Annotated in this window: 15 protein-coding genes, 1 tRNA gene and 1 pseudogene; 5 read left to right on the top strand and 12 right to left on the bottom strand. The window is 58.6% G+C overall.

All coding sequences use genetic code 11. The features are described 5' to 3' along the window. Window positions 1-3: 3 nt before the first annotated feature. The 4 genes and pseudogenes from ACLI1T_RS03620 to ACLI1T_RS03635 form a co-directional block, all read right to left on the bottom strand. Entirely contained in the window at window positions 4-1,473 is a 1,470-nt protein-coding gene (locus ACLI1T_RS03620; protein ID WP_411703046.1) for an ABC transporter ATP-binding protein, read from the bottom strand. Beyond that, window positions 1,470-2,195, bottom strand: coding sequence for an energy-coupling factor transporter transmembrane component T family protein (locus ACLI1T_RS03625; RefSeq protein ID WP_411703047.1), 726 nt, complete (start codon window positions 2,193-2,195; stop codon window positions 1,470-1,472). Before ACLI1T_RS03625 ends, ACLI1T_RS03620 begins: the two co-directional genes overlap by 4 nt. Further along, on the bottom strand, window positions 2,192-2,827 hold the full coding sequence (locus tag ACLI1T_RS03630; RefSeq protein ID WP_411703048.1) for an MptD family putative ECF transporter S component: 636 nt from the start codon (window positions 2,825-2,827) through the stop codon (window positions 2,192-2,194). The genes ACLI1T_RS03625 and ACLI1T_RS03630 overlap by 4 nt, the downstream gene beginning before the upstream one ends. Before the next feature lie 236 nt (window positions 2,828-3,063). After that, a pseudogene (locus ACLI1T_RS03635) lies at window positions 3,064-4,283 on the bottom strand (IS3 family transposase). Between the two features lie 392 nt (window positions 4,284-4,675). Here ACLI1T_RS03635 and ACLI1T_RS03640 point away from each other — a divergent pair. Both ACLI1T_RS03640 and ACLI1T_RS03645 read left to right on the top strand, forming a co-directional pair. Then, window positions 4,676-4,909 carry an MFS transporter gene (locus ACLI1T_RS03640; protein WP_349862956.1) on the top strand — a complete coding sequence of 78 codons (234 nt, stop codon included), beginning with the start codon at window positions 4,676-4,678 and terminating at the stop codon, window positions 4,907-4,909. Between the two features lie 116 nt (window positions 4,910-5,025). Further along, window positions 5,026-5,913 carry an MFS transporter gene (locus ACLI1T_RS03645; protein WP_411703049.1) on the top strand — a complete coding sequence of 296 codons (888 nt, stop codon included), beginning with the start codon at window positions 5,026-5,028 and terminating at the stop codon, window positions 5,911-5,913. 11 nt (window positions 5,914-5,924) lie between these two features. Here ACLI1T_RS03645 and ACLI1T_RS03650 read toward each other — a convergent pair whose 3' ends face one another. From ACLI1T_RS03650 to ACLI1T_RS03685, 8 genes are all read right to left on the bottom strand, one after another. After that, a complete protein-coding gene (locus tag ACLI1T_RS03650; protein ID WP_411703050.1) occupies window positions 5,925-6,254 on the bottom strand; it encodes a malonyl-CoA-ACP transacylase in 330 nt (109 codons plus the stop codon). Between the two features lie 187 nt (window positions 6,255-6,441). Beyond that, the gene (locus ACLI1T_RS03655; protein WP_411703051.1) at window positions 6,442-7,230 is read right to left on the bottom strand and encodes a hypothetical protein; all 789 of its coding nucleotides are present in this window, start codon (window positions 7,228-7,230) and stop codon (window positions 6,442-6,444) included. After that, window positions 7,227-8,003, bottom strand: a complete 777-nt coding sequence (locus tag ACLI1T_RS03660) for a hypothetical protein (protein WP_411703052.1) — start codon at window positions 8,001-8,003, stop codon at window positions 7,227-7,229. The genes ACLI1T_RS03655 and ACLI1T_RS03660 overlap by 4 nt, the downstream gene beginning before the upstream one ends. Window positions 8,004-8,158: 155 nt before the next feature. Next, window positions 8,159-8,231 (bottom strand) — tRNA-Arg (locus ACLI1T_RS03665). 133 nt (window positions 8,232-8,364) lie between these two features. Continuing rightward, the gene (locus ACLI1T_RS03670) at window positions 8,365-8,646 is read right to left on the bottom strand and encodes a mycoredoxin (RefSeq protein ID WP_411703053.1); all 282 of its coding nucleotides are present in this window, start codon (window positions 8,644-8,646) and stop codon (window positions 8,365-8,367) included. Further along, window positions 8,646-9,176 carry a dihydrofolate reductase gene (locus ACLI1T_RS03675; protein WP_023017603.1) on the bottom strand — a complete coding sequence of 177 codons (531 nt, stop codon included), beginning with the start codon at window positions 9,174-9,176 and terminating at the stop codon, window positions 8,646-8,648. The genes ACLI1T_RS03670 and ACLI1T_RS03675 overlap by 1 nt, the downstream gene beginning before the upstream one ends. Continuing rightward, on the bottom strand, window positions 9,176-9,982 hold the full coding sequence (locus ACLI1T_RS03680) for a thymidylate synthase (protein WP_411703283.1): 807 nt from the start codon (window positions 9,980-9,982) through the stop codon (window positions 9,176-9,178). The genes ACLI1T_RS03675 and ACLI1T_RS03680 overlap by 1 nt, the downstream gene beginning before the upstream one ends. A 1-nt stretch (window position 9,983) precedes the next feature. Then, window positions 9,984-10,742, bottom strand: a complete 759-nt coding sequence (locus ACLI1T_RS03685; RefSeq protein WP_284771819.1) for a 3'(2'),5'-bisphosphate nucleotidase CysQ — start codon at window positions 10,740-10,742, stop codon at window positions 9,984-9,986. Window positions 10,743-10,777: 35 nt separating this feature from the next. Here ACLI1T_RS03685 and ACLI1T_RS03690 point away from each other — a divergent pair, with 35 nt between their 5' ends. The 3 genes from ACLI1T_RS03690 (at window position 10,778) to ACLI1T_RS03700 (ending at window position 16,995) form a co-directional block, all read left to right on the top strand. After that, the gene (locus tag ACLI1T_RS03690) at window positions 10,778-15,658 is read left to right on the top strand and encodes an ATP-dependent helicase (protein WP_411703054.1); all 4,881 of its coding nucleotides are present in this window, start codon (window positions 10,778-10,780) and stop codon (window positions 15,656-15,658) included. Between the two features lie 69 nt (window positions 15,659-15,727). Beyond that, entirely contained in the window at window positions 15,728-16,534 is an 807-nt protein-coding gene (locus ACLI1T_RS03695) for a DNA-formamidopyrimidine glycosylase family protein (RefSeq protein WP_411703055.1), read from the top strand. A gap of 35 nt (window positions 16,535-16,569) precedes the next feature. Beyond that, window positions 16,570-16,995 carry a YccF domain-containing protein gene (locus tag ACLI1T_RS03700; RefSeq protein ID WP_411703056.1) on the top strand — a complete coding sequence of 142 codons (426 nt, stop codon included), beginning with the start codon at window positions 16,570-16,572 and terminating at the stop codon, window positions 16,993-16,995. Window positions 16,996-17,353: the final 358 nt, after the last annotated feature.

A 17,353-nucleotide genomic window follows, 5' to 3' on the forward strand; every position in this document is an offset into this window, starting at 1 on the left:
TTCTCAATTCTTGTTGATGTCAGTCATATCGATGATTCTGGTGACTGATTCTTGGATGAATTCGTGGTCATGGGTGATGACGATGACCATTGCTCCGCTTGCTGCAAGAGATCGAAGCAGCGCAGAGATGGATTGCAGTTGGCGCCAGCCCACTCCAGAGGTAGGTTCATCGAAGATGTAGACCTCTGCTTGCTCGGCTTGGGCTGAAGCTATGGCTAAGCGTTGCCGTTGCCCACCGGACAGAGACTGCGGATGCCGTTGGGCCATCTCTTCCAGATCGAGGCGATGGAGAATCTCGTTGACATCGATGTGGTCCCGCTTCTTCTTTGCCAGTCCGAGCGTGACCTCTTCTTCGGTGGTGGCAGCGAATAGCTGGCGGCCAACATCCTGCATCACCATGTACGCGCTGCGCCTCCGAGCTGCTGCTCCTACTCGTTTGCTGTTCAAACGGAGGCTACCGCCGCGTTTGGGAGAGGCAAGACCACAAATGATTCTGGCGAGGGTGGTTTTGCCAACCCCGTTGGGCCCGATTAAGGCGGTGACTTCGCCGCTGGGGAAAAATGCGTGGTCAATGTTTAGTACCTTATGCGTGCCATAAGAAAAACGGATATTGTTTAACTCGAGTCCGCTCCGCTGGGGATCGGCGTCTTCGGGCGTGGGTGGTACCTGCGCGCTCGCGGTCAGGGGAACGTGGTGTAAGCTGCGTAGCCCCAATTGTTTGCGTTCGGGTTCGTCTAAGGCATAAAACTCCTGAGCGTAGAAACTCCGCGTTATTTTTCCCTGAGTCAAGTAAATAACTTGGTCAGCGATATCTTTTAAGAAAAAGAGGCGGTGATCAGCGATAATGATCGTTGTGCCTAATTCCTTCAAGCGGTGTAGCACGCGTGCAAGAATATCGATGCTTTCCATGGAGAGATTGGACGTGGGTTCATCGAGAAGCACGAGACTGCCTGGGGACACAAGCGCGCATGCGCATGCCACGGTTTGTAACTGTCCACCGGATAATTCTTTGAATCGCCGGCCCCGAAGATCGTTAATGCCTAGTAGCTCGACCGCTGATTGAATCCTAGATTCAATTTCTGCGGGATCCATACCAAGGTTTTCTAGCCCGAAGGCTAATTCTGCATTGACGCTTTCAGTGAAAAACTGCGTCCGTGGATTCTGGAAAACTGAGGCGCTGAACTCGATGGCGCGGGAGAGCGGTTCCTGCGCAGGGTTAAAAGCCTGGTCATCCTTTGTAATAGTGATGGTGCCTAGTAGCTCTCCTGGATTGAAATGGGGGATGAGTCCGTTGATCAACTTGAGCACCGTGGACTTTCCCGATCCGGAATCACCGGTAATCAGTAGGCACTGTCCTGGCGAGACAGAAAAAGACACATCAGATACACCTTGAATGCCTGGCCGAGAGCCCAATGGATATGTAAAAGAAACGTTATGGGCGTTTACACTGGTTGCGATACTGCGTTCGTTCATAAGCGGACCTCCGTAGGAAGCCAGACAGAGGCAACAACGAGGCCCAACCCAGCTATTGCAGTTGCATCGACAAACTTGAAGGAAAGATCGGCGGTGGTGGTTGGGCGTGTGGGTCCTCCCAATCCGCGGACAAGAGCAGAGGCAGCGAGCTCATCACCAGCGCGGACGACGGCGCCTAACAAGGGGATGATCAGCATCGCGGACGATTGTGTGGGCCGTGTGAACCAGCTTTTCGCTCCAGGCTGGAGACCCCGAAGGACCATGGCATCGCGGATGGCTTTGGCTTCTGCCACGATGATCGGCAAAACGCGCAGGAATACCGCCGGTGGAATGGTGGCCCAGCCTGGTAAACGCAGGTCCCGCAGTGCTGAGGTCAATGCGGATGGTGTGAGAGTGAGCAAGCCGAATGCGCCGATGGACATGCTGATGACGAAACGGCTTAGCCACGAAAAAATTGCCGCCGAAAAAGCGAAAAATGTGGAGCCAGGAAGCTGTAAAAGGCCCCAATACCCTAGATAGGATAATGCAAAAGCGCACAGGCAAATAAGACCATAGTGTGGCTTTACTGTAGCTAGTGCGATGGAGCTGAAGGCGATAGAAATCAGCAGTGTCGGTAGGTGGCCGTGGCTGAGAGCTACCGCATTGATTACTAGAACAGAAAGCAGCACGGTCCGTGGATCGATCGAAGCTCGACGAAGCACGCCCTGTTTTTGCAGGCTCACAGGAGACCAGCGCTTTCAAAGTGTTTGCGGCTGACCCGAACACCGACCTTTCCTCCGATAAAGCCAACGATGAGCGCACAAATGGCCAGTACTCCAATGGTCCAAGGTTGGAAGATATCCGACATAGCATCGGCGTATTCTTGGCCCATTTGGTCTGCGATATCGACGTAGTATGAGTCCGTATCCAGAATTAGCGGGATAAAAGGCAAAGAAACCCAGGCACAGAAGACGCCATAGGCAATAGGGAAGGACTTGGCAATCCCGAGGTGGCTTTTTGTGATAATCAAATCCGCGATAAACCCAAGAATTATGCTTCCCAGCAGGGTCCAGAAGTAGTGTCCGGTGAGCATGAATGCTAGTCCGTTAATACCACCGACGAGGGTGAAAGCACCCATTTTGGGCGTGCGGGCGGCATAAAGCGCTAACACGATTCCATTTGCGATTGCCGCGATGAACCATCCAATAAACATGAATTGTGGTCCCGCGAATCCGACCATCCCGGTTACAAAGGTGATTACAAAGTAAAGTGCAGCAAAGATGCCAGCGTTGATGAGATCTCTGGTGTTTAAACGTGCCGTCGACCCACTGGATGAGCTTGTATTCCGTGCGGGCGTAGAGGAGTGTTGGGTCATAGTAAACCTCGATTCAAGAACAGTAGGAAAAGTAAGGCTTACCTAAAACGTATAATACTTTTTAAAAGGTATTTCTAGGTTGATCTCAAGATTCACCCTTAATGGGGGCGAATGCAGATAAGCGGTTCTTTTATGGATCATAAAATAACTACTTATCGATATGAGGAAACTAAAGTGTACCGCCTCTGCATGGGGTTGCCCGCAAATCGTGGACACGTAGTCAAGCTACCTAGTGGTTAGGCAGCTATTTCTTCTTCGTTTCTGGTTTGGGTGGTGTGGTTTTCGAAATCGACGGGGCTGACCATCCCGAGGGCGGAGTGCCGGCGTCGACGGTTGTAGACCACTTCAATCCAGTAAGCCACAGCCTGACGCGCAGTATCGCGGGTTGGCCAGCGCTTCCGGTCGTAGAACTTAAGTTTTAAGCGTCGACCAGAACGACTCGGCCATCGCATTATCGAAGCACACTCCGGTACGCCCCACAGACTGAGCAACGCCCAGGTTACGGCACACCTCCCAGAGCTTCTCACTGGGGAATTGTGTTCCCCGGTCGGCGTGAAACACCAGCCCGTCAGGAACGTCACCGCGCAGTGCATGTGCCATCCGAAGTGCTCGTTCGACCAGGTATGTATCTTGCACGCTATCCATAGCCCAGCCCAGTACCCTGCGGGAATGGCCATCGCGGACCGCACATAAGTACAACCAGCCCTCGCCGGTGCGCAGGTAGGTAATGTCCGACATCCATACCCGGTTGAGTTCGCCGGTATCAAACATGCGCTTTACCAGGTCAGGAAGAGCAGATTTACGTTTAGATTGAATCGTTGTTACCGGCACAAAAGCACGCGGTGACATCCCTTCAATGCCTATCAGACGCATCCGCTTAGCCACAGTCTTACGATTTACACTGATCTGGTAGCGCTCACCTAGCTCTGCGGTAATCCGCGAGGCACCATAGACCTCGTCGGAGCCTTTCCAGATCTGATGAATCTTACGATCAACATCATCGTAAAATACTGCACGATTATCTTTACCGGATAAGCGTTGCTGCTGCATACGAGCCCATGTGTAGTATCCAAACCGAGATACCTTCAACAAACGTGCCATGCGCTTGATACTGAAATGCGCCTTGCACTGGCTGCATTAATTCGAACTTTTCTTCTCGCGTTGCCTTAAAGCGAAGAAGGCTGTCGCTTTTGACAAAAACTCGTTATCCATCTTGGCTTCTGCCAATTCACGACGCAGACGAGCATTCTCAGCACGAAGATCCGCCTCGCTTAACCCATCAGAGGATCCTTAGGCGTTGACGCTCATTTTTTACCCACCGACCTAAAAGGCCTGGTGCGACGCCAATCTCCTTAGCCACATGAGCAATCGGGCATTCTGACTCGATTACTAGGTTTGCGGCTTCACGCCGGTACTCCGTCGTGTACTTCTTGCGCTGTTGACTCACAATGAACATCCTCTCTTACGGACACAAAATCCGCACTAATTGGGTGTCCACTAAACGAGGGTAACCTCAGAATGAATTGGTGTTGCAAATGTTTGGTCCAAAAGCGATCTTGTCGCGCCTTGCCTTCAGTGCATTTCTGCAGGACAAGATGTTACCCAAGCCTGCCGACTTTCGTCTAGACTAAAATTAAAATTTATTGCAGATCAGCTTCCTTCTAATGTATAGACGGGGCCTAACCCCCGACGTGTCCACTTTCCGAGGGTCAGGCCCCTCAACCTGACGCAGGCGCAGTGGGGCAACAGCCTCTATGCGGTTTTGTTGGCGGCGCTGCTGCTGTCGACGGGCAAGATTGTTGATACCTAGGTCTGCAAGCGCGCCTTCCTGCGGTCCTAACAATATTTGTGGGCGGCAGTGTATTGGCGGGATTTTCTACCTCCACCGCCACTCTGATCTCCGCGCGCGCCGTGCGGGCAATCGGTGCTGCGTTCATCATGCCATCGACGCTTTCCGCGGTTAATGCCGTATTCCGTGGAAAGTATCGTGCAGCAGCGTTTGGCGTGTGGGGTGCGGTGATTTCGGGTGCGGCAGCGGTCGGGCCGCTTGCCGGTGGTGCGCTGACGGAGTGGGTGTCCTAGTCTTCGCGATTATCGAGGGCCCGCCCTAAGCTGGTGGGAGCCCCAAATCCTCATTCAGTTTCTTTGGCTGGACGTGGTCAGAAAATGCGGCTATTTCACCGGTGCCGGTGGAGCTCGTGATTTCGGCCGTGGGCTTTGCGCTGTTTATTCGGTGGGAAAAGCACCGCGAGCGGGGTCACCGCTCGGCGCTGTTGGATCTTGAATTCTTTTCTTATTCCACGTTCTCGTGGGGAAATATCACTGCTGGTGCGGTAGCTATCGGTGAGTTCGCTATCATTTTTGTGCTCCCGCTGTATTTGATTAATGCGTTGGATCTCAGCACGATGTCGGCAGGCCTGGTGCTGGCCGCCATGGCAATCGGTGCATTCTTCTCCGGTGCGGCAGCCCGCCACGTCGCGGCGCGTTTCGGGGCGCCTGGCACCGTGCTTATCGGGCTCGGCTTGGAAGTCGTCGGTGTTCTTATACTCGTCCTGCTTATGGGTCCGAATACGAATGGGTGGATCATCGCCGCGCCGTTGACCTTGTATGGCTTGGGTCTTGGACTCGCCTCCGCGCAGCTGACCGGTACGGTGCTGCGAGATATTCCCGTCGATGACTCCGGACAAGCCTCCGCAACGCAGAGCACCGTGCGCCAGATTGGTTCCTCGCTGGGTACAGCGGTGTCTGGTTCGGTCTTGTCGGCTGCTCTAGCTCTTACGTTGCCGAAGGCGCTTGACGATGCCGCAATCACCGGACCCAGCGCCGACAGCATTGCCGAAGCAACCCGTCAATCCGCAGGCTCGAGCATCGCGCAGCTGCGTGAACAGGGTGGTAACGGTCCATTCGGTGAGCCGACTGGGGCAGTGGTGCAGGCCTTAAGCGAAGGCATGACCGACGCCGCGCAGTGGTCGCTCGTTGCCGCTACCGCATTCCTTGCGCTGGGCTTTATCGGTGCACTTCGGGTGCGCAGTGCTGCAGCACAGAACGGCAACGAAACAGAGGATAAAGCCCCTGCTAGGCAGTAGAGGCAGACGGTTTAGAGAACTGCAGTGACTTCATAACCCTTCTCGGTGAGCAACTTGGACACGGCTTCAAATGTCGCCCTATCGCTTTCCGGGTTGTAGGTTTCGGGGTCCAAAGCAATATGCGCAAATTCTCCGTCGTAGCGCACAGTAATGAATTCGTAGCCGGCTTGGTCTTGGGCATCATCGATAAGCGCCTGCACGTCAGAAGTATCGCTATCAGGAGTAGCCGTGGCCGCGTGTTCTTGGTGCTGGGCTGCGGGGGACGCTTCTGCGGTTGGAGTGCTGGGGCCGGTTAAACCAGTGCTTGCAGCCAATAGCCCAGCAAGAATAGTGGTAATCATCTGAATACCTTTCTGTACGGCGGATGGTGTGAGTGAGCGTGGTGTAAAACACTCGCTCACCTGCAAAATTAACGGTGATAACTTTAGCTTAATTTTGGATCAGCTCAAAAATATGCCGACGAGGGGTCGTTTGTTTTCCAGGCTCCTTGACATGGCAGCCTCGATTGAGCATGGCTCCAAAAAGTCGTCATTTCTCATTTTTAGGACCCTGAGCCGAGCTTTTCGTTGAAATTATCCCAGTTGGTGCATGCACCTGAGGAGGCCCGTGCGTATACAGAGCTAGTTGATAGGTTTCGTTAGGTCGCAACGGTTCATCGGAGAAATCCCCGGAAATGACCATCGAAAATAGGTCTCCGCCAACGTTTTTGGCTAGCTTTTTGAATTTGTGTTTATTCGTCAGGTGCGCAACCGCGATTGCTGATCCTTGCGCATGGATGCCAGCGATTGACACAAATGTTTGCCGGGAACCTGGACGCCGTGGAGCGCGTGCTACATAAGCCGTGTCGCTTTCCGCTTCACCGCGGTCAAGCAGGGACTGGAACTCTTGGGAGCCTTGCCTTTCGCTGATCTTCCAATGTCCTTCGCTTTCGTGAAAGCGAAGGGAAGGATCGTGGTCCATTGCTTTCGCGACTAAGGAAGAATTTTTGGGTCCGCAGATAACGACCAATCCTTCGGTGGACAGATCGATGGAACCGTCTGGATTGACGTAGTCGAATGTCACATCAATTTTTGCCGCTTTTAAAAACTCGGCTAGAAGGGAAGCGGCTACAAAATCGGGCTCTGCAATTACTCTCCGCTTTTCCAAAAGCCTCATGGGAATGACGATCGTGATATTAGAGCCGCCGAAGAACTTCTGCACCCTTTTGCGAGAACTAAAACGCGTTAGCCACTGATAACCTGCGGTAGCAATTGAGGAAAGCGCAATAAGGTGGGATAACCAAGTTAGAGCAACGTTAGCTGTCGCGAATCCAATCATTTCACTCGGTCATACGTGGTCGGAAGATTTACTGTGATAACGGTAGCATCATCAATCTTCCCAGATTGTGGGAGTAACGCATCAGTCATTTCCGCAAGCTTATGTGGGAGTCCCTCAGCTCTGCGGACCTGTGAAAAAAGTACGGATGGTGTAGCGAGCCCTACAAACCCGTCGGTTCCAAGAACCACTGGGTACCGGGCACCCTCGATTCGTCCCTGGAGAGCGTGACATGCCGCATTTGGTTCCGTTTCGGCTACCCAGAACCCTCCTGTGGTGTTGCGCAGCTTAGATTCGGCTTCAACAAGAGCGAGATGAGCCTTATCAATATCGCTCTGGGCAGCGCCTGCTTTTAAAAGCTCGCGGTATCGTTGCCGTTCCACAACGGCGCATTCTTGTAGGCGTGTGTCTTGGAACAATTTGATGTCCGAATCAGCATTCATAAAAACGATTCCAGCATCGCCAAGGACTAGATAATCGAAGTTATCTTCATTGAATCGGCATAGCGCCACGGTTGCACTTGCACGAACATTTTCAGTTTGTGCTGTCGCGGAGATGGATGCTGCGAGGATGGTAGCTAAAGAAGCATGAGGATTGTTAGCGGCACAATTTTTGAGTTGGGTATTGAGAGCATTGACAAAGCTAACGACCTCGCCAGAGGTGGTTTTGGGATTCGATGCTCCATCGATGACCCATACTAAATTTTTGAAGCTGCCCCACGAATCTTCGTTTGTTGCATGGCTATTTCCTTTTTGGGAATGCGCGGTGATTTCCACACTGGGAAAGCATGTACTCATAGGGGCATTTCTCCAAAATTGGGACCACGCGTTGAAGCAATTTGTCTACCCTGGCGGGGTGCAGACCGGCCTGACACCATGGCTTAAAGAGTCGATACCAATAGTGCTGGCTACCTTAAAAGCAGATCGCTTCGTGCCCCAGAGAAGATTCGAACTTCCGACACCGGCTTTAGGAGAGCCGTGCTCTATCCCCTGAGCTACTGGGGCGGGGATGTTGCTCATGCAACTCGGATCATCATAGCAGTGGGGCGCGAGTGCGCCCCAAAAGGCTGCGTGCGCGGCTGATTGTATGGGGTGGGTGGATGAGCCCGAGCCGGACAGGCAGCCTTCGCTATGAGGTTTAGGCGCCTGCCAGCTCTTCCTGCTTGTTGCGCACGGAGGATGCGGACGGGTTGGTTTCGTGGGTGCCGTCGGAATACAAGACGGTGGGGATGATGCGGTTGCCGTCGTTGACGGACTTGATCCACTCGTTGATGTCATCGGCGTTATCGCCTTCTACGTCCACGAGCTCGTATGGGGTTTCGGTGCGGTCCAAGTTCTTGATGAGCTTGGCGCAAAATGGGCACCAGTCGGCGTAGAAGATGGTGACATCGGCGTTGGTTTCGGGTGCTTGTACAGTCATTATGCTGCGTCCTTTCTATCGTAAGTTAAAAAGCGGTATTTCATGGGGAGCTCGCTGGCCGGCTGCTCGGGAAGTTCTAAATGCCCTTTGTCAGAGGTAAGCCAGTCCGTGCTGTAGGCCAAGCCGAACGTATCGGGGATATCCGGGGCAAAGACGGCATCCTCGCCATAAATATCGCCGATGTTTACGCCCATGAGAGTGACCTCGATGCGGTCCACCTGGTCCAAGGCGGCGGTGTAGATTTGGCCGCCGCCGATAACCCAGGCATCGGCAAGCGCGGGCATCGTTCTGCCCACCGTAGCACCGGTTGACCACGTGCCGGGTGCGCGCGAGGAGAGCACGTAATTCTCCCGGCCGGGCAGGGGGCGGAACTTGGGGTTGAGGGATTCCCAAGTCTTGCGGCCCATGATGACCGGCGCGCCCATGGTGACGTCCTTGAAGTGCTTGAGATCCTCCGGCACGTGCCAGGGCATCTGCGCGCCATCGCCGATGATGCCGTCTAGGGACTGCGCCCAAATCGCGCCGAGCATTAGACCGACACCTGTCCCTTGATGGTCGGGTGCGGGTCGTAGCCCTGCACCTCAAAATCGGCGAAGTCATAGGAGAAGAGGTCCTTCGCCTTGTTGAGTTTAAGCTGCGGGTACTCGCGCGGCTCGCGGGACAGCTGCTGCTGTACCTGCTCTACGTGGTTGTTGTAGATGTGGCAATCGCCGCCGGTCCAGATGAGATCGCCCACCTTGAGGCCGGCCTGCTGGGCAAACATGTGGGTCAGCGCAGCATAGGAGGCGATATTGAAGGGCACGCCCAGGAACATATCTGCTGAGCGCTGGTATACCTGCAGCGACAGCGTGTCATTGGCCACATAGAGCTGGAAGAGCAGGTGGCAGGGCATAAGCGCCATCTGGTCGAGCTCCGATACATTCCACGCGGAGACCAGGTTGCGGCGCGAGTCCGGGTTATTCTTCAAAGTGTCGAGTGCCTGCTGGATTTGGTCGATGTGGCTGCCATCCGGGGTGGGCCAGGAGCGCCACTGCACGCCGTAGACCGGGCCCAAATCGCCATTCTCATCGGCCCACTCGTTCCAAATGCGAACGTTATTATCCTGCAGGAATTTCACATTGGAATCGCCGCGCAGGAACCACAGCAGCTCGCCGATGATCCCGCGAAAGTAGACCTTCTTCGTGGTCAGCAGAGGGAAGGATTCCGCCAGGTTATAGCGCAGCTGTGCGCCGAAAATGGAGCGCGTGCCGGTGCCGGTGCGATCGCCTTTGGCCGTGCCTTCTTCGAGGACGCGGCGGAGGAGATCCTCATAAGGAGTCTCAATCATAGGCACCAGTTTAGAAGCCGCCATTCTCCTCGGCAAAGGCCGCTGCGTGCTCTAGAATCTCGTCTTTGAGCTCGGGGCGGCAGATGAGCAGATCGGGGATGAAGGTGTCCTCGTTATTGAAGGTAATGGGGCTGCCATCGAGGCGGGAGCAGTGCAGGCCGGCTGCCATGGCAACGCCGACCGGGGCGGCCTGGTCCCATTCGTATTGGCCGCCGGCGTGAATATAACCGTCATAATCACCAAGCAACACGTGCATGGCCTTAGCACCGGCAGAGCCTATGCCCTCGGTCTCGTAGCCCATCTTGTCTGCGATATAGCCGGCCACCTTGGGCGGGCGATTGCGGGAGATGACGAATTTCTTGGACAGAGGGCCGTCGACGGCGCGCACATCGGAAGACTTGAAGGTCACGCCGTAGTCCGGCAAGCCCACCGCGGCGTGGACTGGGGTGCCGTCCTCAATGAGCGCGATGTGTACCGCCCAGTCCTGGCGGCCGGTGGCAAATTCCTTGGTGCCGTCAAGCGGGTCCACGATCCAAACGCGCTTCTTTTTTAGCCGGGCAAGATCATCGGAGGCTTCCTCAGAGAGCACGCCATCGCCGGGCCGGTGCTGTTCTAATACGCGGGCGATCCATTCTTGGGCGGCGTCATCGCCGGCATCGCCAAGCGAAAGGCCCCGCAGCAGGCCACCATTGCGCACGCCCTTTAAAATCTCGCCGCAGCCTTGGGCGAGCGAATTGGTCAGGCGGGAATCAGAAATCTCGACGGTCATGGTGCCCACATTACAACGGGGACTAGAGTGTGGTCATGCCAGAAAACATCCTCGAGCGCTTTCGCCCCCAAGTGGCGCAGTGGTTCCAGGACGTTTTTGCCGCTCCCACCGCGGTACAAGCCCAAGCCTGGGACAAGATTTCCCGCGGGGATCACGCACTGATGGTTGCTCCCACGGGTTCTGGTAAGACACTCGCGGCGTTTTTGTGGGCGCTGAATAACCTGGTGGAGCGCGAAGGACAACTGGTCCTGCCGGTAGGAAACGCCGCAGGCTCCGCCACCGGCGTGCGGGTGCTGTATGTCTCGCCGCTGAAAGCGCTGGGCGTGGATGTGGAAAATAACCTGCGGGCGCCGCTGACCGGCATTGCGCGCACCGCGGAAAAGCTGGGGCTGGAGGCACCGAATATTTCCGTGGGCGTGCGTTCGGGCGATACGCCCTCGGCAGAGCGCTCCCGGCAGGTGCGCAAGCCGCCGGATATCCTCATTACCACCCCGGAATCGGCATATTTGATGCTGACCTCAAAGGCGGCGGGGATTTTGAAAACCGTCGATACCGTCATCATCGATGAAATCCACGCGCTGGCCGGCACCAAGCGCGGCGCGCACCTCGCCCTGACGCTGGAGCGCCTGCAAGAAATTGCGGGGGATTTTCAACGCATTGGGCTTTCTGCCACGGTGCGCCCGCTTTCGGCCGTCTCGGATTTCTTGGGCGGCAACCGCCCGGTGGAAATCGTGGCGCCGGAAGCGCACAAGAAGTGGGACTTGGATGTGCGCGTGCCGGTCGAGGATATGTCGGATCTTCCCACGCCGGAGGCGGGCTCGACCATTGGGGAGCTCACCGTCGATGATGCGATTGGCATTACCGGCGGGCCGGAAGGCAGCGGCGACGGCGGGGAAGAAGACACCGCGCTGCCCACCGCGAATTCCATCTGGCCGTTTATTACCCAAGACCTCTACGCGGATATCATGGCGCATCGCTCCACGCTGGTCTTTGTGAACTCGCGGCGCAGCGCTGAGCGCCTGACCAGCCGGCTTAACGAGCTTTACGCGCAGGAATATGACCCGGATTCGCTTTCCCCCGAGACCCGGCGCGATCCCGCCCAGTTGATGGCGCACTCGCATGTGGCGGGCAAGGCGCCGGCGGTGATCGCGCGGGCGCACCACGGTTCGGTGTCCAAGGACGAGCGCGCCATGACGGAAACGATGTTGAAGGAAGGCACGCTGAAAGCCGTGGTGGCCACGAGCTCGCTGGAGCTGGGCATCGACATGGGCGCGGTGGATTTGGTGGTGCAGGTGGAATCGCCGCCCTCAGTGGCCTCGGGCCTGCAGCGCGTGGGCCGCGCCGGGCACCATGTGGGCGCGGTATCGCACGGCGCGTTTTATCCCAAGCACCGCGCGGACCTGGTGCAATCCACGCTAACGGTTGCGCGCATGCGCGGCGGGATGATCGAGAAGATGCATACCCCGCGCAACCCGCTGGACGTGCTCGCACAGCAGACCGTGGCGGCGGTGGCCGCAGCGGGCGAGGAGGGCTTAAGCGCGGATGACTGGTATGACATCGTCAAGCGCAGCCATCCTTACCGCGAACTGGCCCGCGAGGTCTATGATTCCGTGATCGATCTGGTCAGCGGCGTGTACCCATCCACGGATTTTGCGTTGCTAAAACCCCGCGTGGTTTATGACCGCGTATCCGGTGTGATGACCCCTCGGCCGGGGGCGCAGCGCGTGGCCGTGACCAGTGGTGGCACCATCCCGGATAGGGGAATGTTTGGCGTCTTCCTCTATAGCGGTGGGGAATCCGGGAAGGCCCCGCGCCGGGTGGGCGAGCTCGATGAGGAGATGGTTTATGAATCCCGCGTGGGCGATGTCTTCACCCTGGGCGCGACCAGCTGGCGCATCGAGGAGATCACTCGCGATCAAGTTCTGGTCACGCCCGCGCCGGGGTATACGGGCCGGCTGCCGTTTTGGAATGGCGATGGCGCCGGGCGCCCCTATGAGCTGGGCCAGGCCTTGGGCGAGTACCGCCGCGAGGTAAATACGGACCCGAGCATTATCGCGGATGCCGATGAGAATGCTCGCACAAATATCCTGAACTACCTGCGCGAACAGCAGGAGGCCACCGGCATCATTCCGGATGAAAAGACGCTCGTGCTCGAGCGCTTCAAGGATGAGCTGGGGGACTGGCGCGTGGTGTTGCACACCCCCTTTGGCCGGCCGGTAAACTCCGCCTGGGCCCTGGCGGTGGGCGCGCGGGTGGGGGAGCGCACCGGCATGGACCCGCAGGCGGTGGCCGGCGATGATGGCATCGTGCTGCGCCTGCCCGAGGGCGAGGCCGATCCCGATGGCACGATTTTTGCCTTCGACGCCGACGATATTGCCGATGTCGTGGCCGAGCAGGTGGGTAATTCCGCCCTTTTTGCCTCCCGCTTCCGCGAGTGCGCGGCCCGCGCGCTACTTTTACCCCGGCGCAATCCCGGTAAGCGCGCCCCGCTGTGGCAGCAGCGCCAGCGCGCCGAGCAGCTTTTGGACGTCGCCCGCAAGTACCCGTCCTTTCCCATCATTTTGGAAACGGTGCGCGAGTGCGTGCAGGACGTCTACGATGTTCCGGCGCTGCAGGAGGTCATGCGCGATCTGGGGCACCGCCGCGTGCGCATCGCGGAGGTCACCACGGATCAGCCTTCGCCCTTTGCCTCGTCGCTGCTCTTTAATTACACCGGTGCTTTCATGTACGAGGGCGATTCCCCGCTGGCGGAAAAGCGGGCGGCGGCCCTCGCCCTTGACCCGGCGCTTTTGGCCAAGCTGCTCGGCACGGTGGAGCTGCGCGAGCTCTTGGATCCCGCGATCATCGATGAGATCCATACCCAGCTGCAGCGCACCGCACCCTCGCGCCGGGCGCGCACCACCGAGGAAGTCGCGGATCTCCTCCGCGTGCTTGGCCCCATCCCGCTCGAGGAGCTGGGTGAGCACACGGACGTTCCCTTAGCCGCCCTGGATAACCTGGGCTCGCGGATTATGCGGGTGCGCATCGGCGGGCGCGAGCACCTTGCCCAGTCCCAGGATGCGGCGCTGCTTCGCGATGCCCTCGGCGTCCCCATTCCTCCCGGCATCCCCGCCCAGGTCGCCACGCTTGCCGATGCCCTCCCACAGCTCATCAGCCGCTGGGCGCGCACCCGCGGCCCGTTCGTGCTCGCGGACTTAACAGCTGCCTTCGGCATTTCCGTCTCCGCTGCACACACCACCCTGGCTGGCCTGGATTCGATCGTGGAGGGCCACTACCGGCAGGGAATAGAGAACCAGGAGTACTGCGCCGCCGAGGTATTAAAGACCATTCGCTCGCGCTCGCTTGCGGCTGCGCGCGCGGATACCGAGCCGGTCTCCGGCGCCACCTTCGCCCGCTTCCTTCCGGAATGGCACGGCATCGCGCCCGCCGGGAAGCGGCCGGCACTCCGCGGTGCCGATGGCGTATTTTCCGCTATCGAGCAGCTCGCCGGGGTGCGCCTGCCGGCTTCTGCCTGGGAATCCATCATTTTGCCCGCCCGCGTGGGGGATTATTCGCCCCGCATGCTAGATGAGCTAACCGCCAATGGCGAGGTGATGATCGTCGGCGCCGGAAAGGCCGGGGCAGCCGACCCGTGGGTGATGCTGCTGCCTACCGATTACGCCGCCCAGCTCGCCCCCGAAACCGATCCGGAGGGCGTAAGCATGCTGCAGCGCGCCATTTTAGGCGTGCTCGAGCGCGGCGGCGGCTTCCTCTTTTCCGATATCGCCGCCGAGGTCCCCGGTACCGCCGAGGAGACTCGTGAGGCCCTCTGGGGCCTGGTGGAAATGGGCCTGGCCAGCCCGGATTCCTTCGCGCCCATCCGCACGCGCTTATCGTCAGGCGGGCGAGGGGCCTCCCGTGCCGGCCGCGGCTCTACCGCCCACCGCTCCAAGCGGCGCCCCACGCGCTCGCGGCTGCGCATGGGACGCACCTCGTTCGCCCAGACCCAAAACGCCAACGGAAGCGCTGGCCAGACCCCACCCGATATGCTCGGCCGCTGGTCGCTGGCGGTGCCCGCAGCCCAAGATGCCACCTCGCGGTCCGTGGCGCACGGCGAGGCCTGGCTGGATCGCTACGGCGTGGTCACCCGCGGCTCCGTGGTGGCAGAAGACGTCCTCGGCGGCTTCGCGCTGGCCTATAAGGTCCTGTCCGGCTTCGAGGAATCCGGCAAGGCCATGCGCGGCTATGTCATCGAGGACCTCGGCGCCGCGCAATTTTCCACCCCGGCCATCATCGATCGCCTCCGCGGCCTAGCGGATTCCCCCGATGTCACCGGCTGGCCGTCCGGCACCACCGATCCAGAGACCTTCGTGCTCGCCGCCGTGGATCCCGCCAACCCCTACGGCGCGGCGCTGCCTTGGCCGCAGCGCGACGAAGCCGATGGCAAAGCTACCGGTGGCCCCGCCCGCTCCGCCGGGGCACTGGTCGTGCTGTGCGATGGCCTCCCCATAGCCCACCTCACCCGCGGCGGCAAGACCTTGACCACGTTTATCGATGCGTTGCCCGATGGAATCGAGACCACCGACGTCTACGCCCGCCTCCTATCCGCGCTCACAGAACTCATCGCCGCCGGGCACATGTCGCCGCTGGTGATTGAAAAGTGCAATGGCAACCCCATCCACCACACCCCGGCCGCTAGCATCCTGCGCTCGCTGGGGGCCGGAATCACGCCGAAGGGCGTGCGCATTGCCAGGCGGGCCGCGCCGCCGCGGGTCCCGCGTCACGGGGCGCGGGACGGCTCACCGGAGGGCCCACGCGATGGCCTGCGCGGCGGCAGGCGCGCGTCCGAGGCCATCGAGGAGCTCAGCTTCGACGATCCACCTCCGTCACCTCGCAACTCCGGTGGCTTCCGCCCGCGCGGCGGGTACCGCCGCTAGCGCTACTTGCCTGCAGGTGTATTTTGGTGGAGCCACAGAGTTTGAGGCCCACGGAAGGAGGCCAGTCCCATGCCCGAGGGGGATTCAGTCCTGCAGCTTTCGCGCCGCCTGCAGTTTATGACTGGGCGCGAGGTCACCGGCTGTTCCGTCCGCGTGCCGCAGCACGCCACCGTAAACCTCACCGGCACCATCTGCGAGCGCGTGTGGCCCTATGGCAAGCACCTCTTCATGCAATTCGACCAGACCATCGTGCATACCCACCTAAAGATGGAGGGCACCTGGGCCATCCACTACGCCGGCGACCGCTGGCGCAAGCCCGGCCATAGCGCGCGCATCGTGCTGCAACTGGCTCATTCCCCGCGCGATATTGAACTCGTAGGCCACTGGTTGGGCTTTGTCGATATCTTCGACGCGGATCAATACTTTAGCCGCATCGCGCACCTTGGCCCGGATATCTTGGACCCCGACTGGGACCGCGAGGAGGCGGTGCGCCGTCTGCGCGCGCGACCCGAGCGCAGCATCGGCACGGCGTTATTGGACCAGAAGGTCGTAGCAGGCATTGGTAATGAATACCGCGCCGAAATCTGCTTCCTCGCCGGCGTTCACCCGGCCACCCCGGTGGCAGAAGTGGATGTGGAACAGGTATTGGACATCGGCAAGCGCATCATGTGGGCCAACCGGAACTCGCCCATCCGCGTGACGACCGGCGTGCGCCGGGCCGGGGAGACCACCTATGTCTTTGGGCGCAACCGCAAGCGCTGCCGGCGCTGTGGCACCATCATCCAGAAGGATTCCTTGGGCGGCGTTGACCGCGGTGGAGACGAGGGCGAATTAGAGCGCATCATCTGGTTCTGCCCGCACTGCCAGCCGCTCTAAGGTTTCTTTACGCTTTTCGCGCTAAGCTGGCGGGCATGCGATCACTACTAAATCTTGTATTCAATATCATCTGGCTACTCTCCGGCGGCATCGTTCTTGCGCTGGGCTACTTCCTCTTCGGCATCATCGCCTGCATCTTCATCGTGACGATTCCTGCGGGCGTTGCCTCGTTCCGCATGGGCCAGTTCGCCCTGTGGCCGTTCGGTCGCTCCGTGGTTGAACCACGCAAGGGTACCGGCGGAATGTCTGCCATCTCCAATGTCATCTGGTTCGTCATCGCTGGCCTGTGGCTGTCCATTGGCCACGTCGTTACCGCCGTTATCCAGGCGATTACCATCATCGGTATCCCCGTTGCCTGGGCCAACCTCAAGATGATTCCAGTGACCTGCTTCCCGTTCGGCCGCAAGGTCGTCAGCTCGAAGAGCATCCCGGCCGGTTGGCAGCCCATGGTGAAGCTGTAAATTCACCTAGCCTGAAAGCGCCTAGCCCGAAGCGATTTCTCGTTTCGCGGCTGGGCGCTTTAGTGATCTGTGGCGCTTAGGCACGAAAATGTCCCCAACAACCGCGTTTACCAGAACCTGGATTGTAGGTACGATCTGAATCGAGGAAGCACTGGCGCTCAGACAGTGCCACCTATTCTGAACGAATAAGTACGCAAGAACGCATTGCGAAAGCCCTGGGCAGAGCCCGCAATGCCTTTGCTGGCACTTCCCAGTACCAGCCGGTGTTCATTTGCCAGCGGAGGCGCATCACCTGCTCCTTCAGCTCTCTTAGCACCGCCGGGAGCATCGACATCTTTAGGTCGATGTCGTTTCCACT

Source organism: Corynebacterium tuingiense, assembly GCF_046718165.1.
In the GTDB taxonomy this organism is placed as follows: Bacteria; Actinomycetota; Actinomycetes; order Mycobacteriales; family Mycobacteriaceae; genus Corynebacterium.

What these genes read in the sequence shown, in the direction of transcription:
- ACLI1T_RS03700 (WP_411703056.1), top strand. Translation starts at nt 16,570, where the DNA reads ATGCGATCACTACTAAATCTTGTATTCAATATCATCTGGCTACTCTCC.
- ACLI1T_RS03690 (WP_411703054.1), top strand. Translation starts at nt 10,778, where the DNA reads ATGCCAGAAAACATCCTCGAGCGCTTTCGCCCCCAAGTGGCGCAGTGG.
- ACLI1T_RS03685 (WP_284771819.1), bottom strand. Translation starts at nt 10,742, where the DNA reads ATGACCGTCGAGATTTCTGATTCCCGCCTGACCAATTCGCTCGCCCAA.
- ACLI1T_RS03670 (WP_411703053.1), bottom strand. Translation starts at nt 8,646, where the DNA reads ATGACTGTACAAGCACCCGAAACCAACGCCGATGTCACCATCTTCTAC.
- ACLI1T_RS03620 (WP_411703046.1), bottom strand. Translation starts at nt 1,473, where the DNA reads ATGAACGAACGCAGTATCGCAACCAGTGTAAACGCCCATAACGTTTCT.
- ACLI1T_RS03630 (WP_411703048.1), bottom strand. Translation starts at nt 2,827, where the DNA reads ATGACCCAACACTCCTCTACGCCCGCACGGAATACAAGCTCATCCAGT.
- ACLI1T_RS03650 (WP_411703050.1), bottom strand. Translation starts at nt 6,254, where the DNA reads ATGATTACCACTATTCTTGCTGGGCTATTGGCTGCAAGCACTGGTTTA.
- ACLI1T_RS03695 (WP_411703055.1), top strand. Translation starts at nt 15,728, where the DNA reads ATGCCCGAGGGGGATTCAGTCCTGCAGCTTTCGCGCCGCCTGCAGTTT.
- ACLI1T_RS03675 (WP_023017603.1), bottom strand. Translation starts at nt 9,176, where the DNA reads ATGCTCGGCGCGATTTGGGCGCAGTCCCTAGACGGCATCATCGGCGAT.
- ACLI1T_RS03655 (WP_411703051.1), bottom strand. Translation starts at nt 7,230, where the DNA reads ATGATTGGATTCGCGACAGCTAACGTTGCTCTAACTTGGTTATCCCAC.